The organism is Janthinobacterium sp. CG_23.4 (assembly GCF_029892305.1).
Classification (GTDB): domain Bacteria; phylum Pseudomonadota; class Gammaproteobacteria; order Burkholderiales; family Burkholderiaceae_D; genus Janthinobacterium; species Janthinobacterium lividum_D.
In genome coordinates, this window is record NZ_JARXUX010000001.1 from 2,892,261 (window position 1) to 2,906,795 (window position 14,535).

Annotated in this window: 14 protein-coding genes; 9 read left to right on the forward strand and 5 right to left on the reverse strand. The window is 60.6% G+C overall.

Going from position 1 to position 14,535, the window contains the following annotated elements; translation table 11 throughout:
• Positions 1-68 precede the first annotated feature (68 nt).
• Positions 69-296, reverse strand: coding sequence for a hypothetical protein (locus H4V96_RS12885; protein ID WP_280721209.1), 228 nt, complete (start codon positions 294-296; stop codon positions 69-71).
• Between the two features lie 224 nt (positions 297-520).
• On the opposite strand from H4V96_RS12885, the gene H4V96_RS12890 reads away from it, so the two are divergent.
• Positions 521-1,468, forward strand: a complete 948-nt coding sequence (locus H4V96_RS12890) for a LysR family transcriptional regulator (protein WP_196855942.1) — start codon at positions 521-523, stop codon at positions 1,466-1,468.
• A gap of 250 nt (positions 1,469-1,718) precedes the next feature.
• On the opposite strand, the gene H4V96_RS12895 is transcribed toward H4V96_RS12890, so the two are convergent.
• Entirely contained in the window at positions 1,719-3,986 is a 2,268-nt protein-coding gene (locus H4V96_RS12895) for a carboxy terminal-processing peptidase (RefSeq protein ID WP_196855943.1), read from the reverse strand.
• 531 nt (positions 3,987-4,517) lie between these two features.
• Between H4V96_RS12895 and H4V96_RS12900 the strand changes: the two genes are divergently transcribed.
• Positions 4,518-6,488 (forward strand): methyl-accepting chemotaxis protein, encoded by a 1,971-nt coding sequence (locus H4V96_RS12900; protein WP_196855944.1) that lies wholly within the window; start codon positions 4,518-4,520, stop codon positions 6,486-6,488.
• A gap of 50 nt (positions 6,489-6,538) precedes the next feature.
• Complete coding sequence (locus H4V96_RS12905) at positions 6,539-6,811, forward strand: DUF2007 domain-containing protein (protein WP_010399114.1); 273 nt, start codon at positions 6,539-6,541, stop codon at positions 6,809-6,811.
• Positions 6,812-6,813: 2 nt separating this feature from the next.
• Here the strand turns inward: H4V96_RS12905 and H4V96_RS12910 are convergent, their stop codons facing one another.
• Positions 6,814-7,362, reverse strand: a complete 549-nt coding sequence (locus H4V96_RS12910; RefSeq protein ID WP_196855945.1) for a thymidine kinase — start codon at positions 7,360-7,362, stop codon at positions 6,814-6,816.
• 291 nt (positions 7,363-7,653) lie between these two features.
• Between H4V96_RS12910 and H4V96_RS12915 the strand changes: the two genes are divergently transcribed.
• Both H4V96_RS12915 and H4V96_RS12920 read left to right on the forward strand, forming a co-directional pair.
• Positions 7,654-9,057, forward strand: coding sequence for a cystathionine beta-synthase (locus tag H4V96_RS12915; RefSeq protein WP_280720987.1), 1,404 nt, complete (start codon positions 7,654-7,656; stop codon positions 9,055-9,057).
• Between the two features lie 11 nt (positions 9,058-9,068).
• A complete protein-coding gene (locus H4V96_RS12920) occupies positions 9,069-10,235 on the forward strand; it encodes a PLP-dependent aspartate aminotransferase family protein (RefSeq protein ID WP_196855990.1) in 1,167 nt (388 codons plus the stop codon).
• Between the two features lie 88 nt (positions 10,236-10,323).
• On the opposite strand, the gene H4V96_RS12925 is transcribed toward H4V96_RS12920, so the two are convergent.
• A complete protein-coding gene (locus H4V96_RS12925; RefSeq protein ID WP_010399122.1) occupies positions 10,324-11,160 on the reverse strand; it encodes a hypothetical protein in 837 nt (278 codons plus the stop codon).
• A gap of 133 nt (positions 11,161-11,293) precedes the next feature.
• On the opposite strand from H4V96_RS12925, the gene H4V96_RS12930 reads away from it, so the two are divergent.
• The 3 genes from H4V96_RS12930 (at position 11,294) to H4V96_RS12940 (ending at position 12,685) form a co-directional block, all read left to right on the forward strand.
• Positions 11,294-11,740 (forward strand): DUF2939 domain-containing protein, encoded by a 447-nt coding sequence (locus H4V96_RS12930; protein WP_196855947.1) that lies wholly within the window; start codon positions 11,294-11,296, stop codon positions 11,738-11,740.
• Positions 11,741-11,865: 125 nt separating this feature from the next.
• Complete coding sequence (locus tag H4V96_RS12935; RefSeq protein ID WP_196855948.1) at positions 11,866-12,369, forward strand: DUF2939 domain-containing protein; 504 nt, start codon at positions 11,866-11,868, stop codon at positions 12,367-12,369.
• A 103-nt stretch (positions 12,370-12,472) separates the two neighbouring features.
• The gene (locus H4V96_RS12940) at positions 12,473-12,685 is read left to right on the forward strand and encodes a hypothetical protein (protein WP_010399127.1); all 213 of its coding nucleotides are present in this window, start codon (positions 12,473-12,475) and stop codon (positions 12,683-12,685) included.
• Between the two features lie 54 nt (positions 12,686-12,739).
• On the opposite strand, the gene H4V96_RS12945 is transcribed toward H4V96_RS12940, so the two are convergent.
• Positions 12,740-14,131, reverse strand: coding sequence for an HD-GYP domain-containing protein (locus H4V96_RS12945; protein ID WP_196855949.1), 1,392 nt, complete (start codon positions 14,129-14,131; stop codon positions 12,740-12,742).
• 76 nt (positions 14,132-14,207) lie between these two features.
• On the opposite strand from H4V96_RS12945, the gene H4V96_RS12950 reads away from it, so the two are divergent.
• Entirely contained in the window at positions 14,208-14,396 is a 189-nt protein-coding gene (locus tag H4V96_RS12950) for a hypothetical protein (protein ID WP_196855950.1), read from the forward strand.
• Positions 14,397-14,535: the final 139 nt, after the last annotated feature.

Sequence of the window (14,535 nt, forward strand, 5' to 3'; positions counted from 1 at the left end):
TTTGAAGATTACCGTATGGAATTATTTCTATTAATCAATTATCGAAAATTAACTTGTGCGAGGTGCAATTATTTGGCGGCCCGCAGCGGGCGCGGCGCGCGCGAATCGGTGGCCCAGTATGGCGTGCGGGGGCAAAGAGCCCCATTCTGCACCTGCACTACGGTCACGGCAGTCACATTGAACACATCGTCGGCGTTGCTGCCGCGCGACAGATCATGGGCCGGCTTGCGCTGGCCTGTGTTGGCCTGTATTGGCACCAACACCAAACTCGACCGATCAATCGGTCGCATATTCATCGATATGCGTTCGCGGGCAGAAGCAAGCCTGCGGTTCGAGAGTTTCTGCGCTCGTAGTTTCTGCGCTCTTACATCTTGGCCCAGGTAAGCATGCTTGGAAGGGCGCAGTCAATGAAGGCGAATCTCTGGAAAAGGTGGACCGAAGGGGCTGGGTCGGCAAAAACAGGCCTCAGAAAATTGGTGCATAATCGACTTATACTTTTCACATAAGATGAACAATCGCCATGGACAAGATCAAGGCCATGCAGACCTTCGTGCGCATCGTTGAGGCCAACAGCTTTTCCAAGGCGGCCGAGACGCTCAATTTGCCGCGCGCGGCACTGACGGCCACCCTGCAAAAACTGGAAGCCTATCTGGGCACGCAATTGCTGCAGCGAACCACGCGCCGCCTGTCGCTGACGCCAGAAGGCGCCGATTACTTTCGCCACTGCATCGATATCTTGAAGGCTGTCGACACGGCGGAACTGGCGTTCCGCGGCCCCGAGGCAACAAAACCGCGCGGCTTGCTGCGTATAAACTTGCCCAATACGGTGGGCCGGCGCCTCGTCATGCCGCATATCGCGCAATTCCACGCCGCCTATCCGGACGTGCAATTGCAGCTGAGCCTGACAGACCGCCTGATCGACCTGACCCAGGAAGGCATCGATTGCGCCTTGCGCGTGGGCACCTTGCAAGATTCCGCCTTCATCGGCAAGCAAGTCGGCCTGATGCGCTTCGTCACGTGCGCGGCACCGGCCTACCTGGCGCGGCACGGCACGCCGCAGACACTGGCCGACTTGGCCACGCACATGGGCATCATGCATTACTCGGGCCGCACGGGACGCGCTTTCGACTGGGATTTCATGCAAGGCAAGGAAGTGCTGCGCGTGCCCATGACCGGCCCCATCGCCGTCAACGATGCCGACGCCAGCGTGGCCTGCGCGCTGCAAGGGCTGGGCCTGGCGCAGGCAGCCATGTACCAGGTGCGCGAGCACCTCGACAGCGGCGCGCTGGTCGCCGTGCTGCCCGAGCATCCGCCAACGCCCATGCCCGTGTCGCTACTGACGCCGCAGGGGCGCTTGACAGTGCCCAAGGTACACGCGTTTTCGGCCTGGATAACTACGTTGCTGGCGGCAAATGCCGATGTGCAGGGCGCGCGCGCCATCCCGGGCGTCAGCATAGGGGCGCGCTGAAGGTGCGCCCATGCTGGGCGCACAAAAAAAAGCCCGCTGCGAGAGCGGGCTGAATCTATTTTCTTGGAGGAGAATAGAGGAGACAAGTCAATTATGCTGCATCGCGACATATCAATCCAATTGATTGTTGGAATGATAGAAATACACCAGACGGATAACTCTCCTTCACGCCAAAGCTGGGGTCAGTCACTTCGTGATCGGAATGTGCTCCATTGAAGCACATTCCCCCAGAGGGTCTGACCCAAGTTCCTTACTTCGCTGCCGTCACCGGCGTCGCCTTGATGTCCGCGCCATGTGGCAAGACCTTGGACGCCATGCGGGTATCGGCTTTGATCAGCGTCACTTCGTCGGCCAGGATGCGCGCCGCTTCGTTCAGCAGCACGTCCTTGGCGCTCTTCGCGGCCGTTTCAGCGTCCAGTTCGGCGCTCAGGGCCCGCTCATCGCCTTGCAAGCCGTCATCGGTACGCAAGGAGCCCTTCACGGCGGCGATCTGCTTGGCCGTCTTGCTGGCCGCTTTCGCGCCCTTCAGTGCATCTTTCGGATCAGGAATCACCACCAAGTCATCGGCAGGATTGGCAATCTGCGCGATCATGCGTTTTTCACGCGCCTTGGCACGCGCTTCCTGGACATCGCGCTCCTTGCGCCGCACGGTTTCATTGAGCGAAATTTGATTTTCCTTGCGCTGCTTGACGACCAGAGCGATATCATCGAGCAAGTACTGGAAATCCTTGTCCTTGGCCACGCGCGCTTCATGTTTCTTGTCGAGCAGCGACACGATTTCTTTCAGGTCGCCCGTCGGCATGTATTGCGCCCGCTTGATGGCCACCCATGGCAGGGCATTCTCGTAGCTCGATTCGCCGAAGTTTTCCGTGTCCGACATGGCTGGCAGCTTGATGTCAGGGGTGACGCCGCGCAACTGCGTGGTGCCGCCATTGATGCGGAAGAATTGCGCGATGGTCATTTTCAGCTCGCCAAAGCGGGCTTTTTCGCTGCCGCCAAAGCGGTCGAGGTTAAACAGGGTCTGCACCGTGCCCTTGCCGAAGCTGCCTTCGCCGATGATGACGCCACGACCATAGTCCTGCACTGCGGCGGCGAAAATCTCGGAAGCCGAGGCGGAGCCACGGTTGATCAGCACGCCCATCGGTCCATCCCAGGCCAGGCCCGCATTGGTATCGCTTTCTACATCGACCTTGCCTTCGGCATTGCGCTGCATCACCACAGGCCCCTTGCCGATGAACAGGCCCGTCAGTTCGACCGCTTCATTGAGCGAGCCACCACCGTTGTTGCGCAAGTCGATCAGCACGTTGTCGACCTTCTCCTTCTTCAACTCGCCCAGCAAACGGGTGACGTCGCGCGTGGCGCTCTTGAAATCCTTGTCGCCACGGCGGCGCGCTTCGAAGTCCTGGTAGAACGTCGGCAAGGAAATGACGCCGATGCGCCGCTTGGCACCATTTTCTCGCACTTCGATGATCGATTTCTTCGCCGCCTGCTCTTCCATGCTGATTTTCTTGCGCACCAGCGGCAAGACCACGTGCTTGGCGTCCGGGCCGGCATCGGCCGGCAAGATGTCGAGGCGCACGGTGGAATCCTTGGCGCCACGGATCAGCTGCACCACATCGTCGATGCGCATGCCCAATACTTCGATGATGGGACCGCTTTCGCCCTGCCCCACGCCGACGATGCGGTCGCCCACTTTCAGCTTGCCCGACAAGCCGGCCGGGCTGCCCGGCACGACTTCGCGCACCACCGTGTATTCATCGCGCGTCTGCAGCACGGCACCGATGCCTTCGAGCGACAGGCGCATGGCGATGTCGAAGTTATCCGAAGCGCGCGGCCCCAGGTAATTGGTGTGCGGTTCAATCGACATGGCGTAGGCGTTCATGAAGATCTGGAACACGTCTTCGCTGTTGAGCTTGCGCGAACGGGCGGTGTAACCTTCATAGCGCTTGTCCAGCGTCTCACGGATAGCCTTGTCTTCCTTGCCCGCCAGTTTCAGACGCAGCCAGTCATTCTTGACACGCTTGCGCCACAGGTCGCGCACTTCTTCATCGTTCTTCGGCCAGGCGGCCTTTTCACGGTCGAGCTGATAGCTCTCGTCGGCAGTAAAGTCGAACTTGGTTTTCAGCAATTCACGCGCATACGCCATGCGCTCGTCGAAACGCTGCTGGTACAGGTTGTAGATGGCAAACGGCGGCGTCAAGTCTTCATTGATGATGGCGTCGTCGAGCTTGCTGCGCAGCGGCGCGAAACGGTCGATGTCGGCTTGCACGAAGAACAGTTTCTCCGCGTCCAGGGACTTGAAATAGCGGTCGAAGATTTTCTCGGACATGGCGTCGTCGAGCGGCGTCGGCTTGTAATGGACGCGTGTCAATACGCGCGATGCCCACAGCGCGGCCTGCGTTTGCTGGGCCAGTGGCTTCATGGGGGTCGCAGGGGCGACGCCCTTGTCCGTCTGGGCTGCGCCAGCGTGGGCTGACAGGGCAAGCACCAGGGTGACCAGCATCATTTGCTTCTTCATCGGCGTCTCCGAAAATTAGTTAAATCACTCCAGGCGGCGCAACTCTACATGCGCCAGCGAGCAAGACAGTAAGGGGAGTACACGACTGGTCTGCACATTATTCTACAGGATACGCCCTGCCAGTCTTCCGTGGAGTCGTAGTTTCTTCCTGCAAGCTTAACCGCGGATTAAAGGCGGCGTCTCATTCATTACAAAGTGAAACATTCCGAAGTGAAATATTCGTAAGGATGGGCGTGCACCGCAAGCGAGGACCAAAAAAATGAATCACACCAACCCAAACAAGTCAATTGAATTGACTGCTCATCCTTGATTTAGCCGATGTTTTTCGCAAATAAATAATTCTTACGGGAAATGCTTAGTAGCAAAAGGTAAGCAACATGCTATCATGGCACCCTTACATTCGGCTTGCATGTGTACAGCACCAAGCAAAAGCACCTCTGCTGCAAGCGCATTTCCCACCAGATCCCCTCCCTGCATGTCATGTCATGACCAGGAATGGCCGAGCTGATTACCCTTTGCCAGACTCAAACTATGCCTACAATTTTGTTCTCACCCCGCCACTGGAGTGTCGGGGGAAAAATTACCGTCTTCACATTTTTCCTGGTCAGCCTGATCCTGGCCAGCCTGACTTCCCTGATGAGTAGCTATACCTCGCGCGTGCTCGAACAGCACGCCGAAGCGGCTATCATTAGCGAGCTCGATAGCGTCATGACGACGACAGAAGTATTCCATACTGCCATGGTCAACGAGGCGGCCAGCTTCGCGCGCCTGTTCGCGGCCGAATTTCCCGGCCCGTTCGCGGTCGATACGGGCGCCATGGTGGCCGTGGCTGGCAAGGCCACGCCGGCCCTGGCCAATGGCGGCAAGGTGCTCAACCTCGACACGGCCATCGTCGACCGCTACACGGCACAGACGGGCGTCATCGCGACCATCTTTGCCGCCAACGGCGATGAATTCGTGCGCATCAGCACCTCGCTGAAAAAACAGAATGGCGAACGCGCCATCGGCACCCAGCTCGACCACAACCACCCCAGCTACGCCCCCTTGCGCGCAGGCAAAAGCTTCGTCGGCATGGCCACTTTGTTTGGCAAGCAATTCATCACCCAGTACGACCCCGTGCGCGATGCGAGCGGCAAGGTGGTGGGCGTACTGTTCATCGGTCTCGATATCAGCAAGAATCTGGCCATGTTGAGAGATAAGATTCGCCAGATCAAGATCGGCCAGACCGGCTATATCTATATCGTCGACACGGCGCCCGGTGCCAATTATGGCCACCTGGTGCTGCACCCGAATCTTGAAGGCAAGAGCGCGCTCGATTTCAAGGACAGCGATGGCCGCCTCTTCATCCAGGAAATGCTGGCGCAGAAGAACGGCGACATGCGCTACACCTGGACGGCACCGGGCGAAACGCTTGCCAGCGCGCGCGAAAAGCATCTGTATTATCGTCAATTCAAGGATTGGCAATGGGTCATCGCTGGCGGCACGTTCACCGACGAGATCACACAAGAGGCACGCCAGTTGCGCAACCAGCTGGCCATTTACGGCTTCCTCGCCCTGCTCATTTTTGCCATGCTGCTGTACTGGCTGGTGCGCACCCTCGTGGCGCGCCCGCTGGCCACCGCCGAAAAGGCTGCCGCGCAAATCGCCGCCGGCGACCTGACGGTGCGCCTGGAAACGAGCAGCCACGACGAAATCGGCCGCCTGCTGCGCGCCATGAACAGCATCAGCAACAACCTGTCGCAAGTGGTCGGCAATGTGCGCGGCAGCGCCGGGCAAATCGCCACGGCGTCTGGCGAAATCGCCAGTGGCAACCTGGATTTATCGAGCCGTACGGAACAGCAAGCCAGTTCGCTGGAAGAGACCGCCGCCTCGATGGAGGAACTTAGCTCGACCGTGCGCCAGAACGTTGATCACGCAAAACAAGCAAGCCGGCTGGCGCACGACTCTTCCAGTCTGGCAGCCGAAGGCGGCGCGGCCGTGGCGCAGGTGGCCGCCACCATGGACGCCATCCGCAGCTCATCGGGCAAGATCGCCGACATCATCGGCGTCATCGACGGCATCGCCTTCCAGACCAACATCCTTGCCTTGAACGCGGCCGTGGAAGCGGCGCGCGCCGGCGAGCAGGGACGCGGCTTTGCCGTCGTCGCCACCGAGGTGCGCACCCTGGCGCAGCGCTCGACGGCTGCCGCGAAAGACATCAAGGATTTGATCCAGGCATCCGCCGGCACGGTGGACCTGGGCCACGCGCAAGTGAGCCAGGCCAGCGCCACCATGGATACCGTGGTGGCCAGCGTGCAGCAAGTGAGCACCATCATGGCCGAGATCGCGCAGGCGAGCGAAGAACAGCGTAGCGGCATCGAGCAAGTCAACCAAGCCATCGCCCAGATGGACCAGGTAACCCAGCAGAACGCGGCCCTGGTGGAAGAAGCGGCTGCGGCCGCCGACGCGCTGCAGGAGCAGGCACAGGAGCTGAACCAGGTGGTAGGTGTGTTCAAGCTGTAAAAGACGGCCCGGTGCTATGATGGCGCACACCATTCAAACCCGGAGACGCGATGCACAACGACTACGTTTTGATAGCCCGGCTCATGATACCCACGGATGCGCACGTCATCCGCGGCTGCCTGGCAGCGGCCGGCATCGACGTCATCCTCACGGACGACCAGCACATGCAGGCCAATTTGCTGCTGGCGCCCGCCATCGGCGGCGCGCGCGTGCTGGTGCGAGAACAAGACTTGCAGCGCGCCCGTGACATCCTGGCCGCCTTCGAGCGCGGCGATTTGGCGCTGGCAGATGATGCCGACGTCGGTGCGCCGGCGGCCGAGTAAGCCTAAGAGTAGAAACAGCGTCCGCACGCCTGGCGGTAACGTTCGTTGCCGCCAATACTGATCTGCTCGCCTTCCTTGATGCGGCGCCCCTGTTCGTCCACGCGGATGTTCATCGTGGCCTTCTTGCCGCAAGTACAAATATTCTTCAATTCCTCGATATCGTCGGCCAGCGCCAGCAAATAGGCCGAGCCAGGAAACGGCTCGCCCTTGAAATCCGTGCGCAAGCCATAGCAGATGACGGGCACGCCCTTCACTTGCGCCAGCTGGTGCAATTGCTGTACTTGTGCCGTGCTGAGAAATTGCGCCTCATCGACCAGCAAACAAGCCACCTGGACAATATCGTTGAGGAAATTCGTGTCGGCATCGAAGATATCGACCTGGCGCTGCGGCCCCAGGCGCGAAGTGACCCGGCCCACGCCATAGCGGCTGTCGATGGCCGCCGTGTACAGGCGCACCTGCTGGCCCTGCTCTTCATAGTTGTGCGCGACTTGCAACAAGGCCGTCGACTTGCCCGCGTTCATCGCGGAATACCGGAAATAAAGTTTCGCCACCGCAGCCTGCCCTGTCTGTTTGATTTTCAATACTATTTAGTATCTTTTCGAGGCGTGATTATAAATCGCAACGCGACGCTTGCGGCAGCTTAATACGCGTGTCATTGGCGCGGCAAGCGGGCCAAAAACGGCGCATACTCGCCAAGCGCACGCCGCCACCGATATGCGCAGGATGTATATGCAAGCATACAAACATTCGTTCGCCGCGCCCGTCCAGCGGCCTACACTGCGCGGCATGGAAGGCGGCCCGGGACACAATCGCTGGCCGCTGTTTCCCTGACAGGAGCGAACATGAATGATCGAATGCCATCCCCATCCCCATCTCCACTCCAGCCGCCAGCGCTATACACGCTGATCGGCAATACGCCACTGGTCGAAGTGACCAGGCTGGACACGGGCCTATGCCAGCTGTTCCTGAAACTGGAATCGCAAAATCCTGGCGGGTCCATCAAGGACCGCATCGGCCTGTCCATCATCGAAGCGGCTGAAGCCGACGGCCGCTTGCAGCCAGGCGGCAGCATCATCGAGGCCACCGCCGGCAACACCGGCATCGGCCTGGCGCTGGTGGGCCGCATCAAAGGCTACCGCGTGATTTTAGTGGTACCCGACAAGATGTCGACAGAGAAAGTGCTGCACCTGAAAGCGCTGGGCGCAGAAGTGCACACCACGCGCTCGGACGTGGGCAAGGGCCATCCCGAGTACTATCAGGATTACGCGGCGCGCCTGGCGCGCGAACTGCCGGGCGCCTTCTTCGCCGACCAGTTCAACAATCCCGCCAACCCACTGGCGCACGAAACGGGCACCGGACCGGAAATTTGGCAACAGAGCGGGCATGACGTCGATGCCATCGTCGTCGGCGTCGGTTCGTCCGGCACCCTGACGGGCCTCACGCACTACTTCCGCAAGGTGCAGCCCAAGCTCGAATTCGTGCTGGCCGACCCGCAAGGCTCTATCCTCACCGAATACATCGAATCGGGCACAGTGAGCGACACCAGCGGCTCGTGGGCCGTCGAAGGCATCGGCGAAGATTTCATCCCCGCGATCGCCGACATGCACAGCGTGCGCCACGCGTACACCATCACCGACCAGGAAAGCTTCGACAGCGCGCGCGCCCTCCTGCGCGCCGAAGGCATCCTCGGTGGTTCGTCCACCGGCACCCTGCTGGCCGCCGCCCTCAAGTACTGCCGCGAACAGAGCACCCCCAAACGCGTGGTGACTTTTGTATGCGACACGGGCACGCGCTACCTGTCAAAAGTCTACAACGATGGCTGGATGCGCGACCAGGGTTTACTGCAGCGGGCCGTGTCGGGCGATTTGCGCGACCTGATCGGGCGCCGCTATGACGAGGGCGATGTCGTCAGCGTGGCGCCGGGCGACACCGTGCTCACCGCCTTCAACCGCATGCGCGCCAGCGACCTGGCGCAGCTGCCGGTCATCGATAGCGGCCAGCTGGTCGGCATCGTCGACGAATCGGACTTGCTGCTGCACGTGTCCGGCAACGCCGCCCATTTTGCATCGCTGGTGGGCAGCACCATGACAACGCAGATCGAAACACTGGCGCCGTCCAGCGGCTTGCCGGCCCTGCGCGCCACCCTGGAGCGAGGCTTGACGGCCGTCGTCGCCGATGCTGACGTCTTCTATGGCCTGATTACCCGCTTCGACCTTCTCAACCACTTACGCAGGACGCTATCTTGAGCCAGCACACCATGCGCAAAAGCCATCTCGCCACGCGCGTCATCCATGCTGGCCAGTCGCCCGACCCGTCGACGGGCGCCATCATGGCGCCCATTTACGCCACCTCTACCTTCGTGCAGGACAGCCCCGGCGTGCACAAGGGCCTCGATTATGGCCGCTCGCACAATCCCACGCGCTGGGCGCTCGAACGCTGCGTGGCCGACCTGGAAGGCGGCAGCGCTGGCTTCGCGTTCGCCTCCGGCCTGGCCGCCATTTCATCCGTGCTCGAATTGCTCGACGCAGGCAGCCATATTGTCGCCGGCGACGATATGTACGGCGGCACCTACCGTTTGTTTGAACGCGTGCGGCGGCGCTCGGCCGGCCATGCGTTCACCTATGTCGACCTGACGAATCGGCAAAACCTGCTCGCCGCGCTGCGCCCGGAAACGAAGATGGTGTGGGTCGAAACGCCCACCAACCCGATGCTGAAACTGGCGGATTTACGCGCGATTGCCGAGATCTGCCGCGCGCGCGGCATCATCGCCGTGGCCGACAACACCTTCGCCAGCCCGCTGGTGCAACGCCCCCTGGAACACGGTTTTGACATCGTCGTGCACTCGACGACCAAGTATTTGAACGGCCACTCCGACATCATCGGCGGCATCGCCATTGTGGGCGCAGAAGAGCACCAGGCGCAATGGCGCGAGCAGCTGGGCTTTTTGCAAAACTCGGTGGGCGCGATTGCCGGGCCGTTCGACAGCTTCCTCGCCTTGCGCGGCGTCAAAACCTTGGCCATCCGCATGCAGCGCCACTGCGCCAGCGCGCTGGCGCTGGCGCAGTGGCTGGAACAGCAAAAGGAAGTGAAAACCGTGTTTTATCCGGGCCTGGCGTCGCACCCGCAACACGCGCTGGCGCAGCGCCAGATGGACGGCTTCGGCGGCATCATCTCGATCGATCTCGACACCGACCTGGCGGGCGCGCGCCGCTTCCTGGAACGCTGCGAAGTGTTCGCCCTGGCCGAAAGCCTGGGCGGCGTGGAAAGCCTGATCGAACACCCGGCCCTGATGACGCATGCCAGCATTCCCGCCGCACAGCGGGCCAAGCTGGGCATAGGCGACGGCTTGATACGGCTGTCGGTGGGAATTGAAGACCTGGAAGACTTGCGCCATGACTTGCGCACCGCGCTCGATGCAATTTGATCGACCCCACTGCATCACACGCCGCGCATAAGGCAGGGCCGACTTCCACGGCCGTCCTGATGCTGGCTTAGCCTGCACTACGGCAAGATCAGGAGGCGTCGATCAACGCGGCAATGCGCTCGTTGAGCGCCACGTTTTCCGCCTGCAGCTGCGCATTGCGCTGCTGCAGGCTGGCGATCTCGCCGCGCAGGCGCGCCACTTCGGACGGCTGCTGGGCAGCGTTTTCCGCCCACGGCTCATTGCCCGTCTCGGGCGTATCCCCAGATACATGCACCTTGGGCGTGCGCGCGATGCGCGTGGCGGCGCGCTGTTCGCGGACTTCCTTGGCGGCCTGGCGCAGCAGTTTCTTGCCGCCGGCGACGGCCGCCACCTGCTCTTCCGGCGGCAGCGATGCCACGGTCGCTGCGGCATTGATGGAAATGGTGCCCGAGCGGACCGCGGCCACCAGTTCCGGCGCGGCCGCCTTCTGGATCTTTTCGATCTGGCTGATCTGGTTGCTGCTCAATCTGGCCACCTTGGCCACCTCTTCGCGCGTGCTCATGGATGGCTTGGGCGCGTTTTCGCCTTCGGGCGCATCCTGCGCGCTGACAGGCGCCGGGCTGCGCGCGGCAACGATCTCCTTCTTGCGCAGGGCCAGCACGCCGCGCTGGAAGTCCGATACACTGCGGCGCGCCAGGTGATTGTCGATCATCCACAGCATGACATCGTCGAGCGAGATAAAGCTGGTGTTCTGGATGGTCTTGAATTCGATGCCGTGCTGGCGGCAGATGGCGTAGCGGTTGTGGCCGTCGATCAGCACGTCGTTCCACAGCACCAGCGCGTCGCGGCAGCCCTCGGCCAGCAGGCTGCGCTCGAGCGCCGCGTATTCGCTGGCGGTGAGCGGGTCGATATACGACTGCAGCACCTGATTGATAGTGATATTCATGGTTGTCCTTAGTAATGCGGCGCGATGGTCCGCACCGGCACGCATGCTACACCATCGGCCGCCGCTGGCCGGGTAAAATCACGGCGACACCGATCGTCCCCATCGCCCCATAGATCACCACACCACCGAGACCATGAAAAGAAAGTACGCCACTGCGGTGATTTTTAGCGTCGCCGCCCTAGGTTTCACCTGGGTCAGCCCCTACATCGCCATGTACCGCATCAGCATCGCGGCGAAGGCCGTACGCCTGGAAAACCTGGCGCAGCAGGCGGACCTGCCCGCCGTGCGCGCCAGCGTAGCGCGCCAGTTGCGGGCCGCCGGCGACACGGCCAGCGAAGACGACTTCAAGGAAATGCTCGACACCATCGTCTCGCCGCCCGGCATTACGGCCTTGATCCTGCACGGCAAGCAGGGGGCCGATGGCAAGCGCCACGACTTCGGCATGGCTTACCGCTCGTGGAGCGAAGTGACGCTGCAGCGCCGCGGCACTGTTCCCGCCAGCAGCCAATTTTTGCTGCGCCGGCATGGCATCTGGGACTGGAAATTGACAGACATACGCTTGCCACCAGAATTACTCTAAAGAAACTTGATTCAAAACAATACTTACTTAAACCGCCATATTAATTTTGAGAAATATTATGTAGAATATCAACACTTCAGGCGCACTGAGTCGCCAGGCATCCGAGAAAGTACACGATGAAAAGAATGCTGCTTTTCGCTGTCATGGTCCTCGTCGCGCTGGCCGGCGTCTTTTACGGCAGCCCGTATCTCGTCATGAACAAGATCCACGCGGCGACCTTGGACGAGGATGCCCAGGCGCTGGCGGCGCAAATCGACCTGAACCAGCTGCGCGGCAGCCTGGGCCAGCAATTGCATGCCTTGTTCTCGGCGCCGGAAGTCGCCGACGACATCAGCCCCGACGTTATCGCCCCCTTGCTCGATACCATGCTGATGCCCGAAGGCATCGTCGCCTTGATGAAGCTCAATGACCGCTACGAAAAACCGATCGCCAAAGTGAGCGACGTCAGCGGCCGCCAGCGCAGCGCCAAACCTGACTACAAGCTGCGCTACACCTCCTGGGACAGCGTGGTGGTGCAGCGCGCCCACAGCAAGAGCCACATCGGCGAGCTGACCCTGACGCGCGATGGCCTGTGGCACTGGAAACTGGTGTCGGTGGCGCTACCCAAGAGTCTGCTGGCCGACGCCTGAGGCGCCGACGATGTCTCGACGATGGCAGAGCATGCCATGAAGTTAGCGCCGCCTGCCTGTTCTGCAATGCTATTATCGGATTTTGATATCCATCGGAGGCAGCATGTCAGACTTGGTACAACACGCCCTGGCCCATGCGGGCAAACCGGCCACTACGCCCTGGGTGGTGACCTTGATCAGCGGTGAAAAACTCACCGGTCCCATTTCCCCGCTCAGCGACGGCTGCTACGCCATCGGCCTGGGGCAAATCAAGTATTTTTCCAGCGACAAGGTCGCCTGCCTGAATGTGTCGGGCGCGGGCGCGTTTCCCATCTAAGCAAGCAGGCGCCAGTACTCGCTCACTGAGTCAGTCATTCAGTCACTCAGTCATTCATTCACTGACGCCGTCCAGTTGCGCGAGGTCGGGCAAGCACGCTAACGCCGCTTTCAAGGCGGCAAAACATTGCGCGTCGATGGCTGTGCCCACCGTCTCGGCCATGATCTCGAGCGCTTTCGGAATGGGAATTGGTCCCCGATACGGCCGGTCGGCCGTGATGGCGTCGAAAATATCGGCCGTGGTGATAATGCGCGTTTCCAGGCTGATGTCGTCGGCCGTCAAGCCTCGTGGATAACCGTTGCCGTCGAGCCGTTCATGGTGCGCAGCTGCCACGACAGCCAGTTCGGCAAACGCGTCAATGCGTGACAGAATCATTTCCGTATAGTGTGCGTGCTGCTGCACGGCCCGCCACTCATCGGCGTCGAGCTTGCCAGCCTTGTCGAGCACGCTGTTGCTGACGCCAAGCTTCCCCACATCATGCAGCAAGGCACCGCGCTTGAGCCAGCGACGCCGCTCGGGCGTCAGGCCCAAGGTTTCGGCGATCATGTCCGTATACAAAGCGACACGGGCGCTGTGCCCGCTGGTGTAAGGGCTTTTCGAATCGACCACTTGGCCAAACGCGGCGGCGATATCGTCGAGATAGTCCTCATCGACCGGCACGCAACGATTCGCCGGTTCCAGCGCCGCCACCGCAGAGGTGATTTCCTGCGACCGCAACATGGACCAGAAGGCATCCGACTGCGCCACCCGCTCGAATGCCTGCACCAGTTGCGGATCAAACCAGTTGCCCGCGCGCTGGCGCACCTCGGCCTGGGCGGCGCGCGCGCCATCAGCCGTATGAAACACGTCGATCACCTGCGCCAGCAGCGCAATGCGCGAGAACAGGGGAATCGCCTGGCCTGCCAGTTTGTCCGGCTTGCCCTGGCCGTTGTAGTGTTCATCGAGACTGTAGATGCCCTGTGCCACGGATTCCGGAAAGCGCAGCAGGCGCGCGATCTCGGCGCCGCGCTGGCAGCGCGTGGCGATCAGTTCGTGCGCGATGCGCGGACCGTCGCGCAAGATCGTCATCACGGCGCGAAAGCGCTCGGCCAGGCCCACCTTCAGGCCCGTGTGCTTGAGAACGAATTTAAGCACTTGCGGCAGGCTCTCGCCCACCGTCTTGAAGCCTTGCTTGAAAGACAGATCATCCGTCAGGTAAAGCTCGCAGATGCGCGCGGCATTGCTGCTGCAGCCCAGGTCCTTGAGCAGCAGGGTGTAATACAGATTCCACAAGTCTTCATCCGCCATGCCCAGTTCGCGTCCCACGTGCATGCCGATCCAGCAACAACGAATGCAATGACCTTCTGGCTGCCCCTCCGTGATGTCCAGGGCCTGGCTGAGGGCGGCGATCAGTTCGGAGAGCCGTATGCCGTCAACGATCGGCAAACTTGCGGGTGAAATTAACATGGTAGAAATAAAAGTTTCTAATTGGCAATAAATTACATTTTACGCGAAATCTGCTCTATCTATGCCTTGTGGCAACATGGCCGACCGTGCACGCGCCGCGCTGCATACGCTGGCATGCAGCATTCTTTGCATGATGTTGCGTTACAACAACATCATTTTACAGAAAGAAAAAGGGGAAACTGTCGTATTTTCCACACCGCGCCATGCCCATGTGGAGGCCAGGGTATCGGCATGTTTGCGTTGGCGTAAGGAAAAGCTTGTGTGACAAAGTGCCCCGTAACGCTGCTAAAAGCCTGTCGGCCCCTCGACTATGCACCCGCCCGATATTGACGACAAATACGATTTTATTCGCGTATTGATTCGAAAGACATATAAATAATCTTGCCTAGAAATGGCATGAAGGT

Coding starts and splice junctions, on each gene's coding strand:
- H4V96_RS12940 (WP_010399127.1), top strand. CDS start 12,473: ATGTCAGACTTGGTACAACACGCCCTGGCCCATGCGGGCAAACCGGCC.
- H4V96_RS12885 (WP_280721209.1), bottom strand. CDS start 296: ATGAATATGCGACCGATTGATCGGTCGAGTTTGGTGTTGGTGCCAATA.
- H4V96_RS12935 (WP_196855948.1), top strand. CDS start 11,866: ATGCTGCTTTTCGCTGTCATGGTCCTCGTCGCGCTGGCCGGCGTCTTT.
- H4V96_RS12930 (WP_196855947.1), top strand. CDS start 11,294: ATGAAAAGAAAGTACGCCACTGCGGTGATTTTTAGCGTCGCCGCCCTA.
- H4V96_RS12950 (WP_196855950.1), top strand. CDS start 14,208: ATGGCCGACCGTGCACGCGCCGCGCTGCATACGCTGGCATGCAGCATT.
- H4V96_RS12925 (WP_010399122.1), bottom strand. CDS start 11,160: ATGAATATCACTATCAATCAGGTGCTGCAGTCGTATATCGACCCGCTC.
- H4V96_RS12900 (WP_196855944.1), top strand. CDS start 4,518: ATGCCTACAATTTTGTTCTCACCCCGCCACTGGAGTGTCGGGGGAAAA.
- H4V96_RS12920 (WP_196855990.1), top strand. CDS start 9,069: ATGCGCAAAAGCCATCTCGCCACGCGCGTCATCCATGCTGGCCAGTCG.
- H4V96_RS12890 (WP_196855942.1), top strand. CDS start 521: ATGGACAAGATCAAGGCCATGCAGACCTTCGTGCGCATCGTTGAGGCC.
- H4V96_RS12895 (WP_196855943.1), bottom strand. CDS start 3,986: ATGAAGAAGCAAATGATGCTGGTCACCCTGGTGCTTGCCCTGTCAGCC.
- H4V96_RS12945 (WP_196855949.1), bottom strand. CDS start 14,131: ATGTTAATTTCACCCGCAAGTTTGCCGATCGTTGACGGCATACGGCTC.
- H4V96_RS12905 (WP_010399114.1), top strand. CDS start 6,539: ATGCACAACGACTACGTTTTGATAGCCCGGCTCATGATACCCACGGAT.
- H4V96_RS12915 (WP_280720987.1), top strand. CDS start 7,654: ATGAATGATCGAATGCCATCCCCATCCCCATCTCCACTCCAGCCGCCA.